Here is a 19604-nt window from a genome sequence, read left to right on the forward strand (position 1 = left end):
TGTATTCGACCTTCGGCGGTACGACGGGGTAGACCTTGCGCACCACCAGGCCGTCCCTCTCCATTCCTCGCAAGGTCTGCGTCAGCATCTTCTGGCTGATGCCGCCGACTCGCTCACTCAAGCGCGTGAAGCGCAGAGGCGTCGTTTCGATCAAGGCTTCAAGAATCAGCATGGTCCATTTGTCCGCAACGCGACCTATCAGGTCGGTCACCAGGGGCGCGATCCGTGGGTCCAGGTCCTTCGGGGGCGTTTGCCGGGCATAAAACTGGGCGGCGGCAATCTGCTCGTCGGTAAAGCCAGGGTGTTTGTTCATTCGTTGGACACTCTCTTTCAGGTGCGTATAGATCTTTTGGGTGCCTACTTACTTAAGGCCAGTGTATCCCTCAAGCTTCTTGCGTGTGACCCACCAGTGGAGAGTTTCGATGAAGATGACCGGACGAACAGTGCTAGTGACGGGAGGTTCGAGTGGTATCGGGCTTGAGCTTGCCCGCCAGCTTGTGGCACGAGGCAATACCGTGATCGTGACGGGCCGCGATCAGCACAGACTGGACGAGGCGCGGCAACTGCTGCCGAGTCTGCACACGTTTCAAAGCGACGTGCGCGACCCCGCCAGCATCCAAACGCTGTTTGCGGCAGTCACCGGTCAGTTCCCTGGGCTCGATACGCTGGTGAATAACGCGGGCGTGATGCGCAACATCAAGCTGGCCGGGGAGCGGGCGCTGGAGGACGTGACTGAAGAGATCGAGATCAACCTGAACGGGCCGGTCCGGATGATCCAGCAGTTTCTTCCCGCTCTACTCAAACAACCGCGCGGCTTGATTGTTAACGTCTCGTCCGGGCTGGCGTTTGTGCCGTTTCCGGCGGCGCCTGTCTACAGTGCGTCCAAGTCGGCATTGCACGCTTACACCCAATGCCTGCGGGCACAGCTTCAGCACAGCGCCGTCACCGTGGTGGAGCTTGCCCCTCCCGGCACCGAAACACCGCTGCTCAGGGCCGAGTTCGCGGAAGAAATGAAGAATGAAAAAGGTATGGACCCAATGCTGATGGTGCAGCAATGCATTCGGCAAATTGAAGCCGGCCAACTGGAAATATGCCCGGGGCTGAGCAAGGTGCTGAAGGTGGCCAGCCGGGTTGCGCCTGGCCTGATATTCAAACAGATGACCAAGCTCAGCCGGTTGGCGCCGTTGCCGCCTTCAACATGATTGGACGATTCAATGCGCATCCGCCGTCGGCTGCTTCGGCGGTTGCACCTTGCGCATCAACGGCACCAGCAACACCGCGACAACAAAGCACACCATGATCATCAGGAACGCATCCGCATAAGTCAGCGTCTGCGCCTCGCGCCAGGTCAGTGCCCACAGCTGATGCAGCGCAAACTGGCTCGCGTCCAGGCTGTTTTGCCCGAGCAACTGCGCATTTCCCGAAAGCTGGTCAAGCCACACATTCATCGACTCGTTCCGGATGTTCAGGTGCTCGGCCAGGCGCAGGAAGTGCAGGTTAGTGCGATCGTTGAGCACCGTGGCGCAGGCGGCGATGCCGATGGCGCCGCCGAGGTTGCGCATCAGGTTGAACAGCCCCGAGGCGAGTTTCAGTCGGTCGGGGGCCAGTGCGCCTAGGGTCAGGGTGACCACGGGCGGCACCGCCATTTGTTGGGCAAACCCGCGTATGGCTTGGGGCAGCAGCAGCTCCTTGGCGCCCCAGTCGTGGGTGATGGGGGAGAAGTCCCACATCGACAGGGCGAATAATGACAACCCGAACATCAAAATCCAGCGCAGGTCGAAGCGGTTGGCCAGCAACGCGTACACCGGGATCGCCAGCAACTGGAACACCCCCGTGGAAAACACCGCCAGGCCGATATCCAGCGAGCCGTACCCGCGCACCCGCCCGAGAAACAGCGGCGTGAGGTAGATGGTGGCGAAAATGCCGATGCCGGTGATGAACGAAAACAGACAGCCCAGGGCGAAGTTTCTATCCCGAAGCGCGCGCAGGTCGACGATCGGCTCCTTGATCTCCAGGCAGCGCCAGATAAACAGCCCGCCGCTGATGGCGGCGATCCAGGCGGTGGTGGAGATGGTGCTGTCGCTGAACCAGTTCCAGCGTGGGCCTTCTTCCAGGGTGTATTCCAGGCAGCCGAGAAACACCGCCATCAACGCCATGCCGATATAGTCCGCGCCCTTGAGCAGCGACGGGTTGGGGCGGTCGACCTTGACCAGCATCGGCACCGCAAAGGTCACGAACAGGCCGGGCACCAGGTTGATGTAGAACAGCCAGTGCCAGGAGGAAATGTCGGTGATCCAGCCGCCCACGGCCGGGCCCAATGTGGGCGCAAGGGATGCAATTGCGCCGATGGTGGAGGCCGCGATCACCCGTTGCTTGCCGTTGAAGTACATGAACGCGGTGGTGAACACCAACGGGATCATCGAGCCCCCCAGGAACCCCTGCAAGGCGCGAAACGCGATCATGCTCTGGATGTTCCAGGCCATCGCGCACAACAGGCTGGTCAAGGTAAAACCGGCCGCTGAGGCCGCGAACAGCCAGCGTGTGCTCATCACCCGGGAGAGCCAGCCTGACATGGGGATCACGATGATTTCCGCGATCAGGTAGGCGGTCTGCACCCACGCCGTATCGTCCGCCCCGGCAGACAGCCCGCCGCCGATGTCCTTGAGGGAGGCGGAGACGATCTGGATATCGATCAAGGCGATAAACATGCCCACGCACATGGTGGCGAAGGCCGCGACCTTTTGTGCGGTGCTGAGGGCGGGCAACGGGCTGTTCATAGCTGGGCCTTGAGGGCGCTGGCCTGGTCCTCGAACGCTTCATCGGTATTGACCTTCGCCATCACCGACAAGCCGGGGCGCAGGGCTCCGAAGTCGGCGTCGGTACTGTCGAGCCGCACGCGCACCGGCACACGCTGCACGATCTTGGTGAAGTTGCCGGTGGCGTTTTCCGGCGGCAACACACTGAATTGCGCCCCGGTGGCAGGGGCCAGGCTCTCGATATGGCCGTGGAATTCGCGGCCCGGGAGGATGTCGGCGCGGATGCTCACGCTTTGCCCAATCTGCAGGCGGCCCAGTTGGTCTTCCTTGAAGTTGGCGTCCACCCACAATCCCTTCGCCGGCACCACCGAGATCAGTTGGCTGCCGGCCGCGGCGTAGGCACCGACCCGGGCGCGGCGGTTGCCCACGTAGCCGTCCACCGGAGCCCGCAGTTCGGTATAGCTGATGTTCAACTGCGCCTGGTCGCGTTCGGCTTGGGCCTGTTGCAGCGCTGCGCGTGCCTGGCCGCGCTGGGTTTCAATCACGTCGATTTGCCGGTTGGCCGCCTGAAGCCCGGCCTGTGCCCGGGAATGATCGGCGCGAGCGGTTTTCCACACGGCGCTGACCCGTTGTGCGCTTTCCACCGACACGGCCTGGCTGCGCACCAGGTTCTGGTAACGGGTCTGATCGTCGCTGGCCCGTTGCGCTTCGGCATCGGTGGCGTCGATCTGCGCCTTGGCCTGGTTGATCACCGCCAGTTGCAGTTGTTCGGTGGCGTCCAGGTTGGCGAGCGTCGCCTGTTGCGCGGCCACGGCGCCGTCGGCTTTGGCCAGGGCGGTGCGGTAGTCGCGGACATCGATGCGGGCCAGTACGTCGCCGGCGCGTACGAACTGGTTGTCCTGCACGGCCACTTCGCTGATATAGCCCGGCACTTTGGCGCTGATTACCGTTACGTCTGCACCCACATAGGCGTCATCGGTGTCTTCGATAAACCGGCTGACCAGCCACCAGTGGCTGGCGTACCAGACGCCGCCCACCACGGCCAGGGTCAGCAGCCCAAGGCGCAGGGCCTGTTTGCGCCGGGAAGTTTTCGTGGGTTCGGGCACAGCGCTGACTTGAGCGTCCATGGCGAAATGACCTCGTTGAGTATTAGTGGGGGAAGGGGCTGACCAGTTGGTCTTTTTCCGCGTAGGCCCGGCCGGTTCGTGCGCGCCACAGGGTCAGCGGTTCGGCATCGGCGGTGACATGTACACGGTGGCCCTCGCGGGTGATGGGTTTACCGGTGTTGGCGTCCATCAAGGCCAAGGTCACGGGCCGTCCGGTGGCTTCATCGGCGAGAAACACCTTGGTCGAGCCTTCCGCATGCCGCGCACCCCAGGCCATCAGGGTGAGGATGACCTGACGCAAGTCCCGACCGGCTTCGGTAAGGTGGTACTCGTGGCGCGGCGGGTTGTCCTGATACGGTCGCCGTTCCAGCAAGCCACCGGCCACCAACGCGTTGAGGCGGCGGGTCAGGGTGTTCGAGGCAATCCCGAGGCTCTGGAGAAACTCGTCGAAACGGCGCAGCCCGTAGAACGCATCACGCAGGATCAACAGGCTCCAGCCATCGCCGATGTGCTCTAGGGCACGGGCGACCGGGCAGGGCATGGGCTGGAAGCTGGCTTTCTTCATGAGGTACTCCGGGATCTGTTGCTAAATATTACGTTAGTAATATTGCACAGTGGATTTCATAATGAAAGTAACTCGGTGAAAAATTTTTACGCGCACAAAAAAGCCCTGACAGGCAGGGCTTTTTCAAAGGAGGCGTCAGCGGATTTTCAGTCTCAAAGCACCGTCAGTTCTTCCCCTAAGCAGGCCTTCGTCCGTGTTGCCCGCAGCGCCATGACCAACGCCAACATCGGTGCCAGGGTAAACACGGCGAACAACCAGCGTGCCGCATTGGCGACGCCGGCATCACTCGCCACGTCATTGATGCCCGCCATGTTCGAGATCACCCCCGCCAATGCTGCGCCCATGGCCATGGCGAACAGTTGCAGGGTGGTGATCGACGATGCCGCCGTGTCCTTATCCTGCTCCGACGCCACTTGCAGAATGCGCGTCAGCAGATGCGGCCAGCCCAGGCCGATGCCGAAACCCACCAGGAACAGCCCGAGGCAAATAGGTGCCAACAGTGCCCAGTCCCCGTGACCGGCGATTGGTGTAGTGATTGCCAGCATCACCAGCCCGGCCACGATAAACAGCGGCCCCGCGATAATGGCGCGGTGTGGACCGCGGCCGGTCCAGCCAGAGCTGAGGATTTCCGAGACGGTCCAACCGGCCGCCATCAACGCCGCCATGTAACCGGCGACCAATGGTGACTGGCCATGCAGGTGCTGTAGAAAATACGGCATGAAAATCTCGCTGCTCATGCCGATCACCAACAAACACGTGGTCGCGTACAGCGCGCAGAGCGGGGTGCTGAATTTCAGCGCATCTCTGGGCAAAAGACGCACTGTGGCTTTGGACTCCTTGCGGATCAGCAGCCACACCAGCACCGCACAGGTCGCGATGCCCAGCAGGTTCCAACTCGGCAGCGACGAGACGCTGCCCGCACACACCGCCAACACCGCGCCGGCCAACAGCACCAACTGCGGCACCGGTAAACGAGCGGTGGCAGTCACGGTGGTGTTCCGTGGGGGCAGCGCACGGCTGGTGAGCACCATGTACGCCAGGCTCACCGGGACCATCGAGCCGAAGGCGAAACGCCAGGCGTCTATTTCCGCAAACACACCACCCACCGCTGGCCCGACGAGCGTCGCCACGCCCCACATGCCCGATACCAAGGCCATTGCCCGAGGCCACAGACGTTCTTCGAACACCAGCTGGATCATGGAGTAACACAGCGCCAACAGAACCCCGCCGCCCAGGCCCTGGATAAAGCGTCCCGCCAGCATCACCGGCATGCTCGGCGCCAATGCGCAGATCAGCACACCAGCCATGAACACCAGGGTGGCCACGGCATACGCCTGCCGTGGACCGGTACGTTGCAACAGCTTGGAGGTGAGGGCCGAGCCGAGGATCGAGGCCACCACATACAAGGTGGTACTCCACGCATAGAGCTCCAGGCCGCCGATTTCTGCGACCACCGACGGCAGGATGGTGGTGGCGATGTAGGTGTTGGTGGCATACAGCGCAATGCCGCCTGAAAGCGCGATGGAGCGGGTGGCGTTTTTGCCCCGGAGCAACTCGCCCCAACTGCTGTCTTGGGTTTGCATCAACGATTCCTTGAACTGCATTCGCGGTAGAGCCCGGCGGATGGCATGGGTGTCAGGCTTGGCGTTAATTAACCAAGTTTTAGCTTTGAATATTGAGGCGAGGCGAAATATTTTGCAAGAAGTGACGTGTCAGGCGTTGAAGCCGTTCGTGGAGACGAAGCGTTTCCCAAGGCTCACACCGTCAATTTCCGGCTGAACTTGGTTTCCATCACGATATGAGACGCGGTGTGCGCCACGCCTTTGATCATGTTGATCCGGGTGAGCTCGGCGTTGAGCTCGCTCAAGGTGGAGGTGGCGAGATGGATGATGAAGTCGGACTCGCCTGAGACCGCATACACGGCCTGCACGGCGTCCATCTTGCGCAGGGACGTCATGACATCGGTGTAACTCTTGTTGGTGCAGGAGGTCATGGTGAAGCAGGTAACCGTCTGCTGCAGCCGGTCCTGGTCGATGCGCACGCTGTACCCGGTGATGACACCCGCCTTTTCCAGGCGGGTAATCCGTTCCTGCACCGCAGAGCGCGAGACGCCGAGCTTGCGGGCCAATGACGCGGTGGGTTCGCGGGCGTTGGCTTGCAGGAGGCCCAGCAATTGCCGGTCCTTGTCGGTGAGGTTAAACAGTGGACCGGGATTGTGCGTATCCATGGACATGTCCTTGACCTCGCTGGGTTTTAGTTCTTATGAGTTGCCCTGTGTTGCGAACGCCTTTCCTGAAACATGTCCATCATCTTCAGGCCGGCGTAAACCGTTTGTGCGGCCGCCGGGCCCAGCGGGCCGCCGTTCCATTCCAGGCCATAAGCATCGAACAGGCGGTAGCGATCGGTTTCGCCGCAGATCGCTTCAGCGATGACGCGTCCACCAATCGGCGCGGTGTTCATACCATGGCCACCAAATGATGTACATGTCCACAATCCCTGCCCGAGCGGGCCAATGTGCGGCATTTTGTGCCGCGCATAGCCCATCAGCCCGGACCAGGCTTTGTCGATCCTGATGCCGCGCAATTGCGGATAAACGTCGAGGATGTCTTGGGTCAGCAACTGCCCCAGGCGTTTTTCATCCTGCAGGTTCCGGGTGGTGATACGCCCGCCCCAGAGCAGGCGGTCGCCCTCGACGACGCGGTAATAATCCGAGGCCCGGCGGTTATCACCCACGGCATCGGTGGTACGCACCGCCTCTACCAGGCGATCACCCAGATGCTCGGTCAGCACCGCATAGGTCGCGATCGGCAGGAAGGCGCGGCGTAACTTGCCGAACTCCGGCCCGCCATAGCCGCCGCAGCAGTACACCACATGGGCACAATCGACAGTGCCCTGGTCAGTGATGACCCGGTGTCGCCCGTTGCGGCTCTCCACGCTGATCATGGGCGACCGTTCATGAATTTTACCGCCGCTGCCTTCGATCAGCAGGGCCAGGCCAAGGCAATAGTTCAACGGGTGGAAGTGAAAGCCCTGGCTGTCGCGCAGGGCCTGGAAATACCGCTCGGTCTTGAGCTTTTCACGCACCGCCTGGCGATCCAGGTACTCGAGGTGAAAGTCGAAATCCGCCGCCATTTTGTCGCGCATGCGCTGGAGGTTATCGCCGTCTTCGTAGCGAACCACGCTCAGTTTTCCAGGGGTTGGCGTACAGCCTGGGAATTGATGATGGGTGATCATGTCTCGAACAATATCGACACCTTCAAGCGACAGTTTGAACAGCGCGGCAGCGGTGGGTTTACCGCAGCGCCGCTCGATGGAGGACAACCCTTCCGACCAGCCCTGAAGCACAAAGCCCCCGTTACGTCCCGAGGCGCCCCAGGCCACACGCCCGGCATCCAGCAGCACCACGGACTGCCCGCGTGAGACCAGCTCCCACGCGGTGCTCAACCCCGCCAGCCCCGCGCCGATGATGCAGACATCGGCCTGGGCATTGCCACACAGCGCCCCACGTTCAGTCGTCTCGCGCATCGTGGCGGTGTAGTAATTGTTGTTATAGGTGTACATGAAGTCCGTCGTCCTTTTTTCGCGGCGCAGGCGTACAGCGCGCCACGTCGAGGACGGGCGCCTGGTAGGCCAATGCTTGTTTTATTGCACTTGGGTGAGGTCGGCGCCGTACCACTTTTCAGACAGCTGCTTCAGCGTGCCGTCGGCTTTCATGTCGGTGACGATCTTGGTCAGGGCGTTGTTGAACGCCTCATCACCCTTGTCCACGGCGATGGCCAGGGGTTCGTAGTAGGCCGGCTTGCCTTCCACTTTGACGACGGGATAGCCATTCTTGATGGCCGCGACGATGGTTGGAAGCGCGGACAAGGTGGCGTCCAGGCGAACCCCGTTACCCATGCGCAGGTCATCCAGTGGGCCCATGCTGTCGCCGTAGGTGCGAACCTCGCCGGGTGTGACGTCATAGGTAAATGGCGGCACGTCGGCGGCGTCGATCTTGAGGCGACGATTGATATAGTCCTCCGACGTTGTACCGGCTTCGACGCCGATAATCTTGCCGTTCAGGTCCGCCAACTTCGTCCCCGCAGCGTCCTTGTGCACGGCGAATACATACGGCGTGTAGTAGTAGATCGCGGGAAAATCGAGCACTCGGGTGCGCTCGGTGGTCGGCGTCATGGAGCCCACCGACAAGTCCCAGCGATTCGACCAGCGCCCGGCAGTGATGATCCCGTACTCGGGCGTCACGAAGTCGACTTTGCTGCCCAGGCGCTTGCCGATTTCGCTGGCGACATCGATATCAAAGCCTTGCAGCTGATTGTCCGGGCCCAGGAACGATTGCGGTGGCCAGTTGGCCGAAGTCGCCACTTTGAGCACCTTGGTTTCATGGATGCGGTCGAGGGTTGAACCCGCCCAGGCGGTGCCTGTGAGGGCGGTGGCGACAGCGGCTGCTGCGACGAAGCGAGTGAGCGAGATCATGGGTAAGCCTCCAGATATCGTGAATGCGGATTTTTGTTGTTTTGGTCGATGTCCGACGATGCTTCTCAGTGGCTGAGAATCTGCGACAGAAACTCCCGGGCACGCTCGTGCTGCGGGTTGTCAAAAAACTCGGTGGGTTTGGCTTGCTCGATGATGCAACCCTGGTCCATGAAGATGATCCGGTCGGCAACTCGCCGGGCAAACCCCATCTCGTGGGTGACGCAGACCATGGTGATGCCGTCCTGGGCCAGTTCGCCCATCACGTCCAGCACCTCCTTGACCATCTCCGGGTCAAGGGCGGACGTGGGCTCGTCGAACAGCATGATGCGCGGGCGCATGCACAGGGCGCGGGCGATGGCGACGCGCTGCTGCTGGCCGCCCGAGAGTTGGCTGGGGTATTTGTCGGCCTGGTCCCCGATGCGCACCCGGTCCAGGTATTCATGGGCCAGTTCACGCGCCTGGGGCTCGCTGAGCTTGCTCACCAGGCGCGGCCCCACCATCAGGTTTTCCAGCACCGTCATGTGCGGGAACAGGTTGAACTGTTGAAACACCATGCCGACCTGGCGGCGTATGCCGGCCACGCAGGCGGCATCACGGGTCAGCTCGGTACCCTCGATGAACACGTGGCCTTTCTGAAAGTCTTCCAGCAGATTCAGGCAGCGAATCAACGTGGATTTGCCGGAACCCGACGGCCCGCACACCACCACGATTTCACCGCTGGCAATGTGCAGGTCGATGCCCTTTAGCACATAAAAATCGCCATACCATTTGTGCATGTCCTGGATCGATATCGCAGGGTATGGAGCAGGGACTACGGAGGGCTGATTCATCGTCATGCTCCTGTCAGCGATGGGCGCGGTTGAAGTGCTTTTCCAGGCGGGCCTGAACGGTTTCCAGCACGATCGACAGCAGCCAATACAGCACGGCGGCGGTGATCAGCATTTCCAGGTGACGGAACTCGGCGCGTCCCTGGGTTCGCGCCAGGAACATCAGCTCCCAGACCCCGATCACCGACACCAGCGAACTGTCCTTGAGCATCGAGATAAACTGATTGCCCGTTGGCGGAATGATCAGGCGCATGGACTGCGGCAGAATCACCCGAGTCATGGTCTGGAACGGATTCAGGCCAATCGCCCGCGAAGCTTCCCACTGACCACGCGAGATACTGCTGATGCCCGCACGGAAGATCTCCGTCATGTAGGCGCCATAACACAGCGAAAGCGCCAGGATCCCTGCCGGAACAGCCCCGACGACATAACCGAGTTGAGGGATGCCGAGGTAAATCAGGTAGATCTGGATCAGCAGCGGGACACCGCGAAAAAACGAGGTGTAGAAGCTGGCAATCGCAATCGCGAAGCCGTTGGAAGACAAGCGCGCGGTGGCGCCCAGCAAGGCCAGCACGAACGCAATCGCAATGGAAATCGCCGACACGTAGACGGTGGTGAACACCCCCTGGGTGATCATGAAGCCGATTTTGGTCGCGATGAAACTGTAGGAAAGGTTGAAGGTGTCGAAGAACAACAGGAACAGCACCAGCAACTCGCACCACACCGTAATGATCTGTGCGCGCAAGGGAAACCGGCCAAGGATGAACAGGTTCAGCACCACCGTGAGGGTAAACGTACCGCCCACCGCGATGTCACGCGCCAGCGGGGCCGACAGGTCGAGAACGATGGGGCCCATCAAGTGGGCAAGGCGGCCTTCGCCCACGCCGCACGCCAGCGTGATGACGAAAATCACCACGGCGACCACGCCCATGAATACGGCGCTGTCCGTCATGCGGGTCTTGACGATATGGTCTTTGTACATGGCTTACGCGCCCCGGGGTGAGCCCCTTTATTGTTGTGGGTTCATTATGGGTTGGCGAAATGCCGGGCGGCACCCTGCGGATTGTTGGGATTTGCGGTTTTTATGGGCGTATGAGGGGAGGAGAGCCGTACATCTGCGAGAGTCTTCCTGCAGTTGTCGCTTGGAGGAGTTTTCACTACGAGCGCGCCATCAACCCGCAAAGCGCGCCGGGCTACGCGGTGCCGGTAGATGATCGGTGAGCCGCAGTCGTGACCTGCTGGCGCAACTGGTCAGCTTCGACACCACCAGCCGCGAATCGAACCTGGCGCCGGACCAAGGGCACAAGCCTGACGAGTTCATCAGCGTTGCGCAGCCTGAGCCCTGTGACCGGATGCTGGAGAGGGTGTTGGTGATTGCCAGTCGGCAATCCTGATTCAGCAAGCTCCCTCGCCACAGGTTGTCGTCTGCCCTCACGCTTGCGGTATTGGTCAGACGGTTACCGTTCTGCCACCGGCGCTGAGTGCTTTCGCCCCATTTTCGCGCACGGCACCGCGTTTTTTGAACGACGCCCCGCGTATCTGCGGGCTTACCACCAGCGGTCCGTTTCTTGCTTGAGCCAGCTTAATCAATGACATGGCATTTTGCCGTCAGTCATTTCAAAGCTTGATTCGCCGCACAGGCGAGTGGTTCTAGGAGTCGTCGGACATGCAAAGCCTTTTGTCGCCAGGAATCCGCCTGCTCGGACGTTTTGGATTCGCGCGAAAGTTCCAGATCCTGTTTTTTCTGTTCATGCTGCCCCTGGCGGGCAGCCTGTGGATGATCGCGCAGGAGTACCGCACCAAGCAGACGGTGATTTCCAATGAGCAATCCGGCGTGCGCGAACTGTTGGCCCTGGATGCCCTGGACGCCCAACTGACCGCCCAACGCAACTTGGCCGCGCGCTGGAAAGCCGCCGACATCCTCCACGACCAGACACCCGCCGCCAAAGCCGCAATGACGGCCGTGGACACCAATTTTCCGCTGATCCTGCAAAGCGTGCAGGCCCTGGGCGAGGCCCTGAAAGCCCAGAATGCGAGCGCTGATACCCTCGCACGCTTCGAAGCACTAAAGGCTTCGGTCACCGGCATGGACTCCCAGGCCCTGCGCACCGTGGGTTGGTGGCCGGACGGCTACGACCGCTTCACTTCCGCATTGAGCGCGATGCAAACCCTGCGCGAGCAGATCACCATGGACACCGGTTTGATCCTCGACCCGTGGCTTGAAACCTATTTGCTGATGCAGATTTCCACCCAGCAAACACCTGACCTGATCGAGCGTATCGGGCGCATGGCGAGCGTCGGGCAGTCGTCCATCGCATCGGGGCAGTTCACCCTGCAAAGCCGTTTGCAGATGCGTGATTTACGCGGTCGCATTGGCGATGCAAGGGACCAGTTGGTCAAGGCCGCCGCATCCCTCAAGGCCAAGCAATATCCGGGGCTGCAAACCTGGATCGCGCAATACGACGACAGCTTGCAACTGCTGGACAACGAACTGAAGACCCTGGACGAAGGCGTGTTCGGCGGCACCATCAAGCTCGATACCACCGGCTTCGAACGCAGTGTGGATGGCATGCTCGGCACCCTCGGCGCGTTGCGTAAACAGTCGCTGACCTCGCTGGACGCGAGGCTGGGTTACTACCGCGACAGCTCGCTCAAGCAATTCATCCCAGTGGCGGTGACGTTCAGCGTGCTGGCGCTGGCAGCGCTGTACCTGTTCGTGTGCTTGCAGGCATCGATCCGCCGCAGCGCCAGCGGCATCACCACCCTGGCCGAATCCCTGCGCGACGGTAATCTGTGCGTTGAAGTGGCGGTGGAAGGGCGCGATGAACTGGCGGCCATCAGCACGGCGCTCAACGTGGCCGTGGTGCAGTTGCGCACCAGCTTGCTGGGGGTCAATCACGAGACGCAGCAGTTGGGCTCTGCGGTGCTGACCCTCAATTCACAATCAGGCAGCACGCTGACCGAAGTGGAAGACCAGCAACAGCAGATCAGCCAGATTGCAGCGGCCGCCACACAGTTGGCCGCGACCTCCATGGGGGTCGCCAAGAGCTGCGAGCAGGCCTCCGGCAGTGCGCAGAAAACCCGGCAGATTGCCGAAGACAGCAGCCGCGACAGCCAACGCACCACCGCCAGTATCCAGCAACTCAACCAGCGCCTGACCGACACCTCCGATGCATTGGAACGCGTCAGCCAGCAGGGCCAGCAGATCCAGTCGGTGGTCGACACCATTCGCGGTATCGCCGAGCAGACCAACCTGCTGGCGCTGAACGCCGCCATCGAGGCGGCGCGGGCCGGTGAGCAGGGGCGGGGTTTTGCGGTGGTGGCCGATGAGGTGCGCAGCCTGTCCCAGCGCACCCAGGCCTCCACGGCGCAGATCGCCGGGACGGTCGACAGCTTGCGCGCGACGGTGAGCCAGGCGGTCACCCTGATGGGCGCGGCCTGTGAGCAGGCGGTGACCGATGCCGAGTCCGTCACGGGCTTGGGCCATCGGTTGGGCGAGATCGCTAGCGCGGTGCAGAGCGTCACTGACACCCTGGCGCAGATCGCCACGGCGGTTGAAGAGCAGGCGGCGACGGCGGATGAAGTGAGCGGCAATATCCAGCAGGTTGACCAGGCCGCCGGGCGCTTGCTCGATGGCGCGCGGGCGGTGAATCAGGCGGCGGATATGTTGAGCAAGGGCAGCCGAGCATTGAGCGATAACACGGCGCGGTTCCAGCTTGGTTGAGGGTGTGTTGGCGGGGCAAACTGTGGTATTCAGCTCCCTACAGCCCAGCAAGGAACGCAGATGAATTTCTTCAAGAAGCTCTTCGGGGCACGGAACACGCCTGAGCCCCAGTCGCCCGAGCCCGTGGCATCACCCGAAACCGCCGCGCAAAAGCTCAATTACGACGACCTGACCGAAGCAGAGGCGGCGAACCACGCCGCTTGCATGGCCAGCGCGCAATGCCTGGATCGCCATTGGCAAACGGTAGGTACTGTTGAGCGGGACGTGCTCTCGTACATCATCAGCCCGAGTTTCAGCGGTGGGCCTGATTGGCCGTCGACCCGCCAGGCGTACCGGGTGGTTCGCCGGGACCATGCCATCGTGCTCGCCACGGACGGCCTGTCAGACCCTTTCGATGACGCCGAGGGGTTGGGCAATGGCTTCGAAATGGAGCTGTTCCTGGAGACGTCCGATATCCCCGAACATGCCCGGGGTGTGTTAGGGGATATTGATCCTTTAAAGCAGAGCTGGGCGTTTGAGCTGATAGAGCACGTCGCAAAAACCGTGGCGAACGCCGGCGGCATTACCCATCAACTGGACCGCCACGGTGTGTTGTCCCTGGAGCTGCCTGGGTTCAGCCAGTCGCACCACATGAGCGATCAGCTGCCGCCTCTGTTCGTCACCGAGGACGATGCCACGGGCGTGCTGTTGGGCGGCCCTGATCCGGACTTCCCGACCCGCCTGGACGACATGCCGCTGTCCCCGGTCAGGCTGGTTCCCGTGGTATTGATCACCGCGTCCGAGCTGGAATACGTGCGCACCGGCGGGCGCGAAGCACGGGAAGATCTGGTCAGCCGCCTGAAGGCTGCTGGCATCGGGCACACCAGCAGCCTTCGTCGGGCCAGCGTGGTATGAGGCCGGTAGAAGCGCTCTCCCGTTCGACGAGCCAGAGACCTTTTCAATGATCTCCGATCCGTTCCGTATTCCAACCGATGCTGAAATCGAGAAGGCCGCGAGCAACCTGAACTTCCCGTTCCCTGCGGCGTATATCGAGTTCCTCAAGGGCGGCAGCGATGTGGCCAATGCGACGTTCGAGCCGGCCGTGATCCTGCCGGGCACGAGCCATCTCGATTTGTTCGAAATCGCCCAGGTTGCGTGGAACCAAATGGGGGTGCCAAAGGAGTGGCTGCCGTTCATTGAAGAAAACGGCGACTACTTCTGCGTGTCGCAGACAGGGCAGGTTCGGTATTGGTCGCACAATGGCCCGACGAATGAGCGCTGGCCGAATTTTTCGGCGTGGTTCCAGCAGGTATGCGTGGAGTGTGAATAAACGGGCAGCTTTCGACGGGTGAATGGAATGCTCTATCATGAGTTTTTACTCATAAACGATTGCCCGCCCGGGAAGCAATGCCATGAGAGACCTGCCACCCACCTCGACACTGCGTGCCTTTGAGGTTGCGACTCGGCACGCCACGTTCACCTCAGCTTCGCAAGAGCTGCACGTCACCCAAAGTGCCGTCAGCCATCAACTCAAGCACCTCGAAGAACTCTGGGGATTGCAGCTGTTCCAGCGGGGCAAGTCACTCAGCCTGACACCTGCCGGCGCAGCCCTTGCGCCCATCGTGCGCGAGTTCTTCATGAACCTTGAGGCCACACTCGCGGACCTGCGGGAGCAAAAGGGCAGGGTGCGGCTCAAGGTCAGCACCACCTATTCCTTCGCGCTGAAATGGCTGCTGCCACGTTTGCCGAGCCTGGCCCAGCGGCATCCGGAAATACTGGTCACGCTGGACTCCAGCGACAAGATCATCAACTTCTCCAGTGCGGAGGCTGATGTTGCGATCCGCTTGGGCAACGGGAATTACCCGGCGCTTTACTCGGAGTTCCTGTTCCGCGAGCAGATTTTTCCAGTGGCCAGTCCCGATCTGTTGAAGCGCTTTGGCCGGCCAAACACGCCAGCCGAATTGCTGCGCTATCCCTTGCTGATGCGCGACGGCGCCGACCTGGTGCCGAAGTGGGAAGTGTGGTTCCAGCACGTCGGGCTGGCGATTTCGCCACTCAATGAGAGTGTCAGGTTTCCGGATACCAACATGACGATCGAGGCCGCCTTGCTCGGCCAGGGCATCGCATTGGCGCGCAGTGGGCATGTGGAGTCAGAGCTGAGCGACGGCAGCCTGGTCAAGCTGTTCGATGTGCCGTTCCCATCCCCGGTCGCCTATTATTTTGTGTGCCCCAAAGGGCTCGAATCCCAGCCTCACATCGTCAGCTTTCGTGATTGGTTGATGCAGGAAGCGGTAAACGCCGGACTCGCCTACGAATAAAGCATGAGGATTTGCTCATTCTTCAATGAGGAGACTTCGTTTCAGTTAACGCGCCGGTTTGCTTAGGATTAGCGCATGCCTTATCACATCATTCTCCTGGTCCTGTTCGCCGCCTTACTGCACGCCAGTTGGAATGCGCTGCTGCGTGGCGGCGCCGACCGGCTCTGGTCGATGACGGTGATGTGCCTGGCGGTCGCTATTGCCAGTGGCGCCGCTGCCTTGTTCCTGGAAGTGCCGGCGCCAGCCAGTTGGTTCTATGTGGTGCTGTCAGCGGTACTGCATGTGGGCTACAACCTGTTCCTGGTGCGCAGCTACAAGGTGGGCGACCTGGGGCAAACCTATCCGATTTCACGGGGCTCCTCGCCGGTCCTGATCACCCTTGGCGCCGCAGTGTTTGCCGGGGAGAGCGTGTCGGCCAGCGCACTGCTGGGCATTGCCCTGGTGTCTGGCGGGATTATTTCACTGGCGTTCAGGGGCCGTCGCCTGGCCGTGCCCAGCCTGCCATATGCCCTGGGCACCGGCTGTTTCATTGCCGCTTACAGCGTGACAGACGGCATCGGCGCACGCCTTTCCGGCGCTCCCGTGGCCTACACCGTATGGATGTGCGCCCTGTGGGGTGTGCTGATGCCGGCGGTGTACATCGGCCTGCGCGGGGCCAAGAGTTTGTTCAGCGTGCGGCCCGGATTCTTCACGGCGTTCGCCGGCGGGCTGGTGTCGCTCCTGGCCTACGGAATCATCATCTACGCCATGGCCGGTGCGCCCATGGGCGCGGTGTCGGCGTTGCGCGAGACCAGCGTGTTGTTTGCGGCGCTGATTGGCTATTTCTTTCTCGGCGAGACACTGACGGTGCGCAAGGTATTGGCGTGCGTGGTGATCGCCACCGGCACCCTCCTCATCGGCTGAGGACAGGTAACGCATTTCCCACCACCACATGAAGGTTCGCTCAATGGATACCGTCCCGCAGGCACCGCTGATTCTGATCACGGGTGGAAGCCGTGGCGTTGGCGCCGCCACCGCGCGGCTGGCTGCCGCACAAGGTTATGACGTGGCGATCAGCTTCGTTTCCGACGAATCTGCCGCCCTCGCGGTAGTGGCGGATGTAGAAGCGGCGGGGCGCCGGGCCTTGGCCGTGCGTGCAGACAGCGCAGACCCGGAGCAGGTCGTTCAGTTATTTGCCGCGATAGATCGGGCATTCGGGCGCATCGATGTACTGGTTAACAACGCCGGGATCAACGCGTTGCAATCCCGGGTCGAGGACCTGGCGTTCGAGCGCATGCAGCGGATTTTCGCGGTCAATGCGATCGGGCCGATGCTGTGTGCCCAGCAAGCGGTGAAGCGCATGTCGATTCGTCACGAGGGGCGGGGCGGTTCTGTGATCAATATCTCGTCGGCATCCGCGCGGCTCGGCAGCCCCAACGAATACGTCGACTACGCCGCATCGAAAGGCGCGCTTGAGACCTTCACCATCGGGTTTGCCAAGGAAGTTGCAAGGGAGGGAATACGCGTCAACTGCATCCGCCCCGGGCATATCTACACCGACATTCACGCCAGCGGCGGAGAGCCGGGGCGGGTTGATCGCGTTAAAGACTCGATCCCCATGGGGCGGGGCGGTCAGCCTGAAGAAGTGGCCAGGGCGATCCTGTGGCTGGCAGGCGCCGAGGCGTCCTTCATCACGGGTACGTTCCTGGATGTCACCGGCGGTAAATGAACAGCAGGGCGTGGCACCGAGGCTCCCCCCGGTAGGCCACGCCAGGCATTCTTGCGCCGGGTCAGCTGTTGAGCTTGATCTGCTCTTTCGCCAGCTTCACCACATTCTCCAGGGTAAAGCCGAACTTGGCCTGCAACTTGGCCAAGGGTGCCGAGGCGCCAAAGCTGTTCATCACCACCTTGGCCCCGGTCTGCCCCACGTAGCGGTCCCAGCCCAACGGCCCGGCCTGCTCCACTACCAAGCGTGCCTTCACTGTTGGCGGCAGCACGCTGTCGCGGTAGGCCTGGTCCTGTTCTTCGAACAGTTCCCAGCTCGGCATCGACACCACTTGCGCCGCCACGCCTTCAGACTTCAGTTGCTCATAGGCCTCCACCGCCAGGCTGACTTCACTGCCGGTGGCCATCAGGATCACCTGGGGCTTATCGGCGGCGGCCAGCACATAAGCACCACGGGACGTGCCCGAGGCTGCGGCGTATTTCGTGCGATCCAGGGTCGGCAGATTCTGCCGCGACAGCACCACGCAGGTCGGCCGGTAGGTCTGGGCCAGGGCGATCTTCCAGGCTTCCAGGGTTTCATTTGCGTCGCCTGGGCGCAGGGTCAGCAAGCCCGGCGTGGCCCGTAGTTGGGTCAGGTGTTCGATGGGCTGGTGGGTGGGGCCGTCTTCGCCGACACCAATCGAGTCATGGGTAAACACGAACACCACCGGCAGCTCCATGATTGCCGCGAGGCGAATCGGCGGCTTCATGTAATCGCTGAACACCAGGAAGGTCGAGGTGTACGGCCGCAGGTACGACAGCGCCATGCCGTTGGCAATCGCGCCCATGGCATGTTCACGAATACCGAAGTGCAGGTTGCGCCCGCCGTAGTTCTCGGCACTGAAGCGCCCGGCGTCGTCGAACGTCAGGTTGGTCTTGGTGGACGGCGACAAGTCTGCCGAGCCCCCCAGCAGCCACGGGATTTGCTTGGCAAACGCATTCAACACCTCGCCACCGGCGGCACGGCTGGCGACGCCCTTGGCATCCGCGGCAAAGCTCGGCAGTTGCTCCTGCCAATGCTCGGGCATCTCGCCCGCACGCATGCGGCGCAGCTCATCGGCCAGTTCCGGCTCGTACTGTTCGAGGTGGGACAGGGTTTCGGTCCATTGCTCATACAGCGGCTTGCTGCGCTTAAGCAGCGCATCCCGCAGGACCGTGCGGGCTTCCTCCGGTACCAGGAAGCTTGAGTCTTCGGGCCAGCCGTAAGCCGCTTTGGTCAGGCGGATTTCCTCTTCACCCAAGGGCTCGCCATGGGCCGACGCGGTGTTGTGTTTGTGAGGCGAGCCATAGCCGATCACGCTGTCGACCACGATCAGCGTCGGAGCCCCGGTATTTTTCTGGAAGGTGCTCAGGGCGTCGCTCAGGGCCAGCAGGTTGTTTGCATCGGTGACGTGCAACGTGTGCCAGCCATAGGCCTGGAAACGTTTGATCACGTCTTCGCTGAAGGCCAGTTCAGTGTGACCTTCGATGCTGATGGTGTTGTTGTCGTAGATCCAGCACAGGTTATCCAGCTTCAAGTGCCCGGCAATGGACGCAGCTTCGCTGCTGATGCCCTCCATCATGTCGCCGTCGCCACACAGGGTGTAGACGTTGTAGTCGAACAGCACCTGGCCGTCGCGGTTGAAACGCTTGGCCAGCCAACGCTCGGCCATCGCCATGCCGACGCTGTTGGCGCACCCCTGGCCGAGAGGCCCGGTGGTGGTTTCCACGCCAGTGGTCATGCGGTATTCGGGGTGGCCGGGGGTTTTCGAGCTCATCTGCCGGAACTGCTTGATGTCGTCCAGGCTGATGGCCGGCTGGCCGGAGCGCTTGCCGTGGGCGTCAATCTCCACCACGCCCGCCAGGTGCAACAGTGAATACAACAGCATCGAGGCATGGCCCACGGACAATACAAAACGGTCACGGTTGGGCCAGTCGGGATGCTCGGGGTGATAGCGCAGGAAGCGGCTCCACAAGGTGTAACCGACGGGCGCCAGGCCCATGGGCGTGCCGGGGTGACCGGAGTTGGCCTTCTGCACAGCGTCCATGGCGAGGGTACGAATAGTGTTGATGCACTGGGTGTCGACAGCGTTGGCAGCGTGATTCATGGAACCTGTTCTCCATCGGGTGACGA

19 protein-coding genes are annotated in these 19604 nt (G+C 61.7%); 8 read left to right on the forward strand and 11 right to left on the reverse strand.

The window, feature by feature from the left end; all coding sequences use genetic code 11:
- On the reverse strand, nt 1-313 hold a 313-nt coding region (locus JFU58_RS18210), incomplete at its 3' end, for a winged helix-turn-helix transcriptional regulator (protein WP_201141493.1).
- 109 nt (nt 314-422) lie between these two features.
- Here JFU58_RS18210 and JFU58_RS18215 point away from each other — a divergent pair.
- Entirely contained in the window at nt 423-1202 is a 780-nt protein-coding gene (locus JFU58_RS18215) for an SDR family oxidoreductase (RefSeq protein WP_201141495.1), read from the forward strand.
- Nucleotides 1203-1211: 9 nt separating this feature from the next.
- On the opposite strand, the gene JFU58_RS18220 is transcribed toward JFU58_RS18215, so the two are convergent.
- From JFU58_RS18220 to JFU58_RS18260, 9 genes are all read right to left on the reverse strand, one after another.
- Nucleotides 1212-2777, reverse strand: a complete 1566-nt coding sequence (locus tag JFU58_RS18220; protein WP_201141497.1) for a DHA2 family efflux MFS transporter permease subunit — start codon at nt 2775-2777, stop codon at nt 1212-1214.
- Nucleotides 2774-3883: an HlyD family secretion protein gene (locus JFU58_RS18225; protein WP_201141499.1), complete on the reverse strand. Its 1110-nt coding sequence runs from the start codon at nt 3881-3883 to the stop codon at nt 2774-2776. The genes JFU58_RS18220 and JFU58_RS18225 overlap by 4 nt, the downstream gene beginning before the upstream one ends.
- Before the next feature lie 22 nt (nt 3884-3905).
- Nucleotides 3906-4427, reverse strand: a complete 522-nt coding sequence (locus JFU58_RS18230; protein ID WP_063031114.1) for a winged helix-turn-helix transcriptional regulator — start codon at nt 4425-4427, stop codon at nt 3906-3908.
- A 152-nt stretch (nt 4428-4579) separates the two neighbouring features.
- Nucleotides 4580-6010: an MFS transporter gene (locus JFU58_RS18235; RefSeq protein WP_201141501.1), complete on the reverse strand. Its 1431-nt coding sequence runs from the start codon at nt 6008-6010 to the stop codon at nt 4580-4582.
- 173 nt (nt 6011-6183) lie between these two features.
- Entirely contained in the window at nt 6184-6654 is a 471-nt protein-coding gene (locus JFU58_RS18240) for an Lrp/AsnC family transcriptional regulator (RefSeq protein ID WP_063031110.1), read from the reverse strand.
- A 26-nt stretch (nt 6655-6680) separates the two neighbouring features.
- The gene (locus JFU58_RS18245) at nt 6681-7988 is read right to left on the reverse strand and encodes an NAD(P)/FAD-dependent oxidoreductase (RefSeq protein ID WP_201141503.1); all 1308 of its coding nucleotides are present in this window, start codon (nt 7986-7988) and stop codon (nt 6681-6683) included.
- Nucleotides 7989-8069: 81 nt separating this feature from the next.
- Nucleotides 8070-8900, reverse strand: coding sequence for a transporter substrate-binding domain-containing protein (locus JFU58_RS18250; RefSeq protein ID WP_063031106.1), 831 nt, complete (start codon nt 8898-8900; stop codon nt 8070-8072).
- Nucleotides 8901-8965: 65 nt separating this feature from the next.
- Entirely contained in the window at nt 8966-9730 is a 765-nt protein-coding gene (locus tag JFU58_RS18255; protein ID WP_063031104.1) for an amino acid ABC transporter ATP-binding protein, read from the reverse strand.
- 13 nt (nt 9731-9743) lie between these two features.
- Nucleotides 9744-10709 carry an amino acid ABC transporter permease gene (locus JFU58_RS18260; protein WP_093198133.1) on the reverse strand — a complete coding sequence of 322 codons (966 nt, stop codon included), beginning with the start codon at nt 10707-10709 and terminating at the stop codon, nt 9744-9746.
- A gap of 235 nt (nt 10710-10944) precedes the next feature.
- Here JFU58_RS18260 and JFU58_RS18265 point away from each other — a divergent pair, with 235 nt between their 5' ends.
- From JFU58_RS18265 to JFU58_RS18295, 7 genes are all read left to right on the forward strand, one after another.
- Entirely contained in the window at nt 10945-11121 is a 177-nt protein-coding gene (locus tag JFU58_RS18265; protein WP_177072120.1) for a hypothetical protein, read from the forward strand.
- Between the two features lie 272 nt (nt 11122-11393).
- Nucleotides 11394-13451, forward strand: a complete 2058-nt coding sequence (locus tag JFU58_RS18270) for a methyl-accepting chemotaxis protein (RefSeq protein ID WP_177026540.1) — start codon at nt 11394-11396, stop codon at nt 13449-13451.
- 60 nt (nt 13452-13511) lie between these two features.
- The gene (locus tag JFU58_RS18275; RefSeq protein WP_201141504.1) at nt 13512-14345 is read left to right on the forward strand and encodes a suppressor of fused domain protein; all 834 of its coding nucleotides are present in this window, start codon (nt 13512-13514) and stop codon (nt 14343-14345) included.
- Nucleotides 14346-14391: 46 nt separating this feature from the next.
- Entirely contained in the window at nt 14392-14760 is a 369-nt protein-coding gene (locus JFU58_RS18280; RefSeq protein ID WP_201141507.1) for an SMI1/KNR4 family protein, read from the forward strand.
- 82 nt (nt 14761-14842) lie between these two features.
- The gene (gene gcvA / locus JFU58_RS18285; protein ID WP_201141509.1) at nt 14843-15748 is read left to right on the forward strand and encodes a transcriptional regulator GcvA; all 906 of its coding nucleotides are present in this window, start codon (nt 14843-14845) and stop codon (nt 15746-15748) included.
- Nucleotides 15749-15823: 75 nt separating this feature from the next.
- The gene (locus JFU58_RS18290) at nt 15824-16651 is read left to right on the forward strand and encodes a DMT family transporter (RefSeq protein ID WP_063031092.1); all 828 of its coding nucleotides are present in this window, start codon (nt 15824-15826) and stop codon (nt 16649-16651) included.
- Nucleotides 16652-16694: 43 nt separating this feature from the next.
- Nucleotides 16695-17456, forward strand: coding sequence for an SDR family oxidoreductase (locus JFU58_RS18295; RefSeq protein WP_201141510.1), 762 nt, complete (start codon nt 16695-16697; stop codon nt 17454-17456).
- Nucleotides 17457-17517: 61 nt separating this feature from the next.
- Here the strand turns inward: JFU58_RS18295 and tkt are convergent, their stop codons facing one another.
- Nucleotides 17518-19578: a transketolase gene (gene tkt, locus JFU58_RS18300; RefSeq protein WP_201141512.1), complete on the reverse strand. Its 2061-nt coding sequence runs from the start codon at nt 19576-19578 to the stop codon at nt 17518-17520.
- Between the last annotated feature and the right edge of the window lie 26 nt (nt 19579-19604).

It is taken from the genome of Pseudomonas sp. TH34, from assembly GCF_016650865.1.
In the GTDB taxonomy this organism is placed as follows: domain Bacteria; phylum Pseudomonadota; class Gammaproteobacteria; order Pseudomonadales; family Pseudomonadaceae; genus Aquipseudomonas; species Aquipseudomonas yamanorum.

Excerpts from the sequence above, each read along its gene's own strand:
- JFU58_RS18280 (WP_201141507.1), top strand. The coding sequence starts at position 14,392 with ATGATCTCCGATCCGTTCCGTATTCCAACCGATGCTGAAATCGAGAAG.
- JFU58_RS18295 (WP_201141510.1), top strand. The coding sequence starts at position 16,695 with ATGGATACCGTCCCGCAGGCACCGCTGATTCTGATCACGGGTGGAAGC.
- JFU58_RS18270 (WP_177026540.1), top strand. The coding sequence starts at position 11,394 with ATGCAAAGCCTTTTGTCGCCAGGAATCCGCCTGCTCGGACGTTTTGGA.
- JFU58_RS18255 (WP_063031104.1), bottom strand. The coding sequence starts at position 9,730 with ATGAATCAGCCCTCCGTAGTCCCTGCTCCATACCCTGCGATATCGATC.
- JFU58_RS18225 (WP_201141499.1), bottom strand. The coding sequence starts at position 3,883 with ATGGACGCTCAAGTCAGCGCTGTGCCCGAACCCACGAAAACTTCCCGG.
- JFU58_RS18260 (WP_093198133.1), bottom strand. The coding sequence starts at position 10,709 with ATGTACAAAGACCATATCGTCAAGACCCGCATGACGGACAGCGCCGTA.
- JFU58_RS18275 (WP_201141504.1), top strand. The coding sequence starts at position 13,512 with ATGAATTTCTTCAAGAAGCTCTTCGGGGCACGGAACACGCCTGAGCCC.
- JFU58_RS18250 (WP_063031106.1), bottom strand. The coding sequence starts at position 8,900 with ATGATCTCGCTCACTCGCTTCGTCGCAGCAGCCGCTGTCGCCACCGCC.
- JFU58_RS18220 (WP_201141497.1), bottom strand. The coding sequence starts at position 2,777 with ATGAACAGCCCGTTGCCCGCCCTCAGCACCGCACAAAAGGTCGCGGCC.
- JFU58_RS18290 (WP_063031092.1), top strand. The coding sequence starts at position 15,824 with ATGCCTTATCACATCATTCTCCTGGTCCTGTTCGCCGCCTTACTGCAC.
- tkt (WP_201141512.1), bottom strand. The coding sequence starts at position 19,578 with ATGAATCACGCTGCCAACGCTGTCGACACCCAGTGCATCAACACTATT.
- JFU58_RS18230 (WP_063031114.1), bottom strand. The coding sequence starts at position 4,427 with ATGAAGAAAGCCAGCTTCCAGCCCATGCCCTGCCCGGTCGCCCGTGCC.
- JFU58_RS18235 (WP_201141501.1), bottom strand. The coding sequence starts at position 6,010 with ATGCAAACCCAAGACAGCAGTTGGGGCGAGTTGCTCCGGGGCAAAAAC.
- gcvA (WP_201141509.1), top strand. The coding sequence starts at position 14,843 with ATGAGAGACCTGCCACCCACCTCGACACTGCGTGCCTTTGAGGTTGCG.
- JFU58_RS18245 (WP_201141503.1), bottom strand. The coding sequence starts at position 7,988 with ATGTACACCTATAACAACAATTACTACACCGCCACGATGCGCGAGACG.
- JFU58_RS18240 (WP_063031110.1), bottom strand. The coding sequence starts at position 6,654 with ATGGATACGCACAATCCCGGTCCACTGTTTAACCTCACCGACAAGGAC.
- JFU58_RS18215 (WP_201141495.1), top strand. The coding sequence starts at position 423 with ATGAAGATGACCGGACGAACAGTGCTAGTGACGGGAGGTTCGAGTGGT.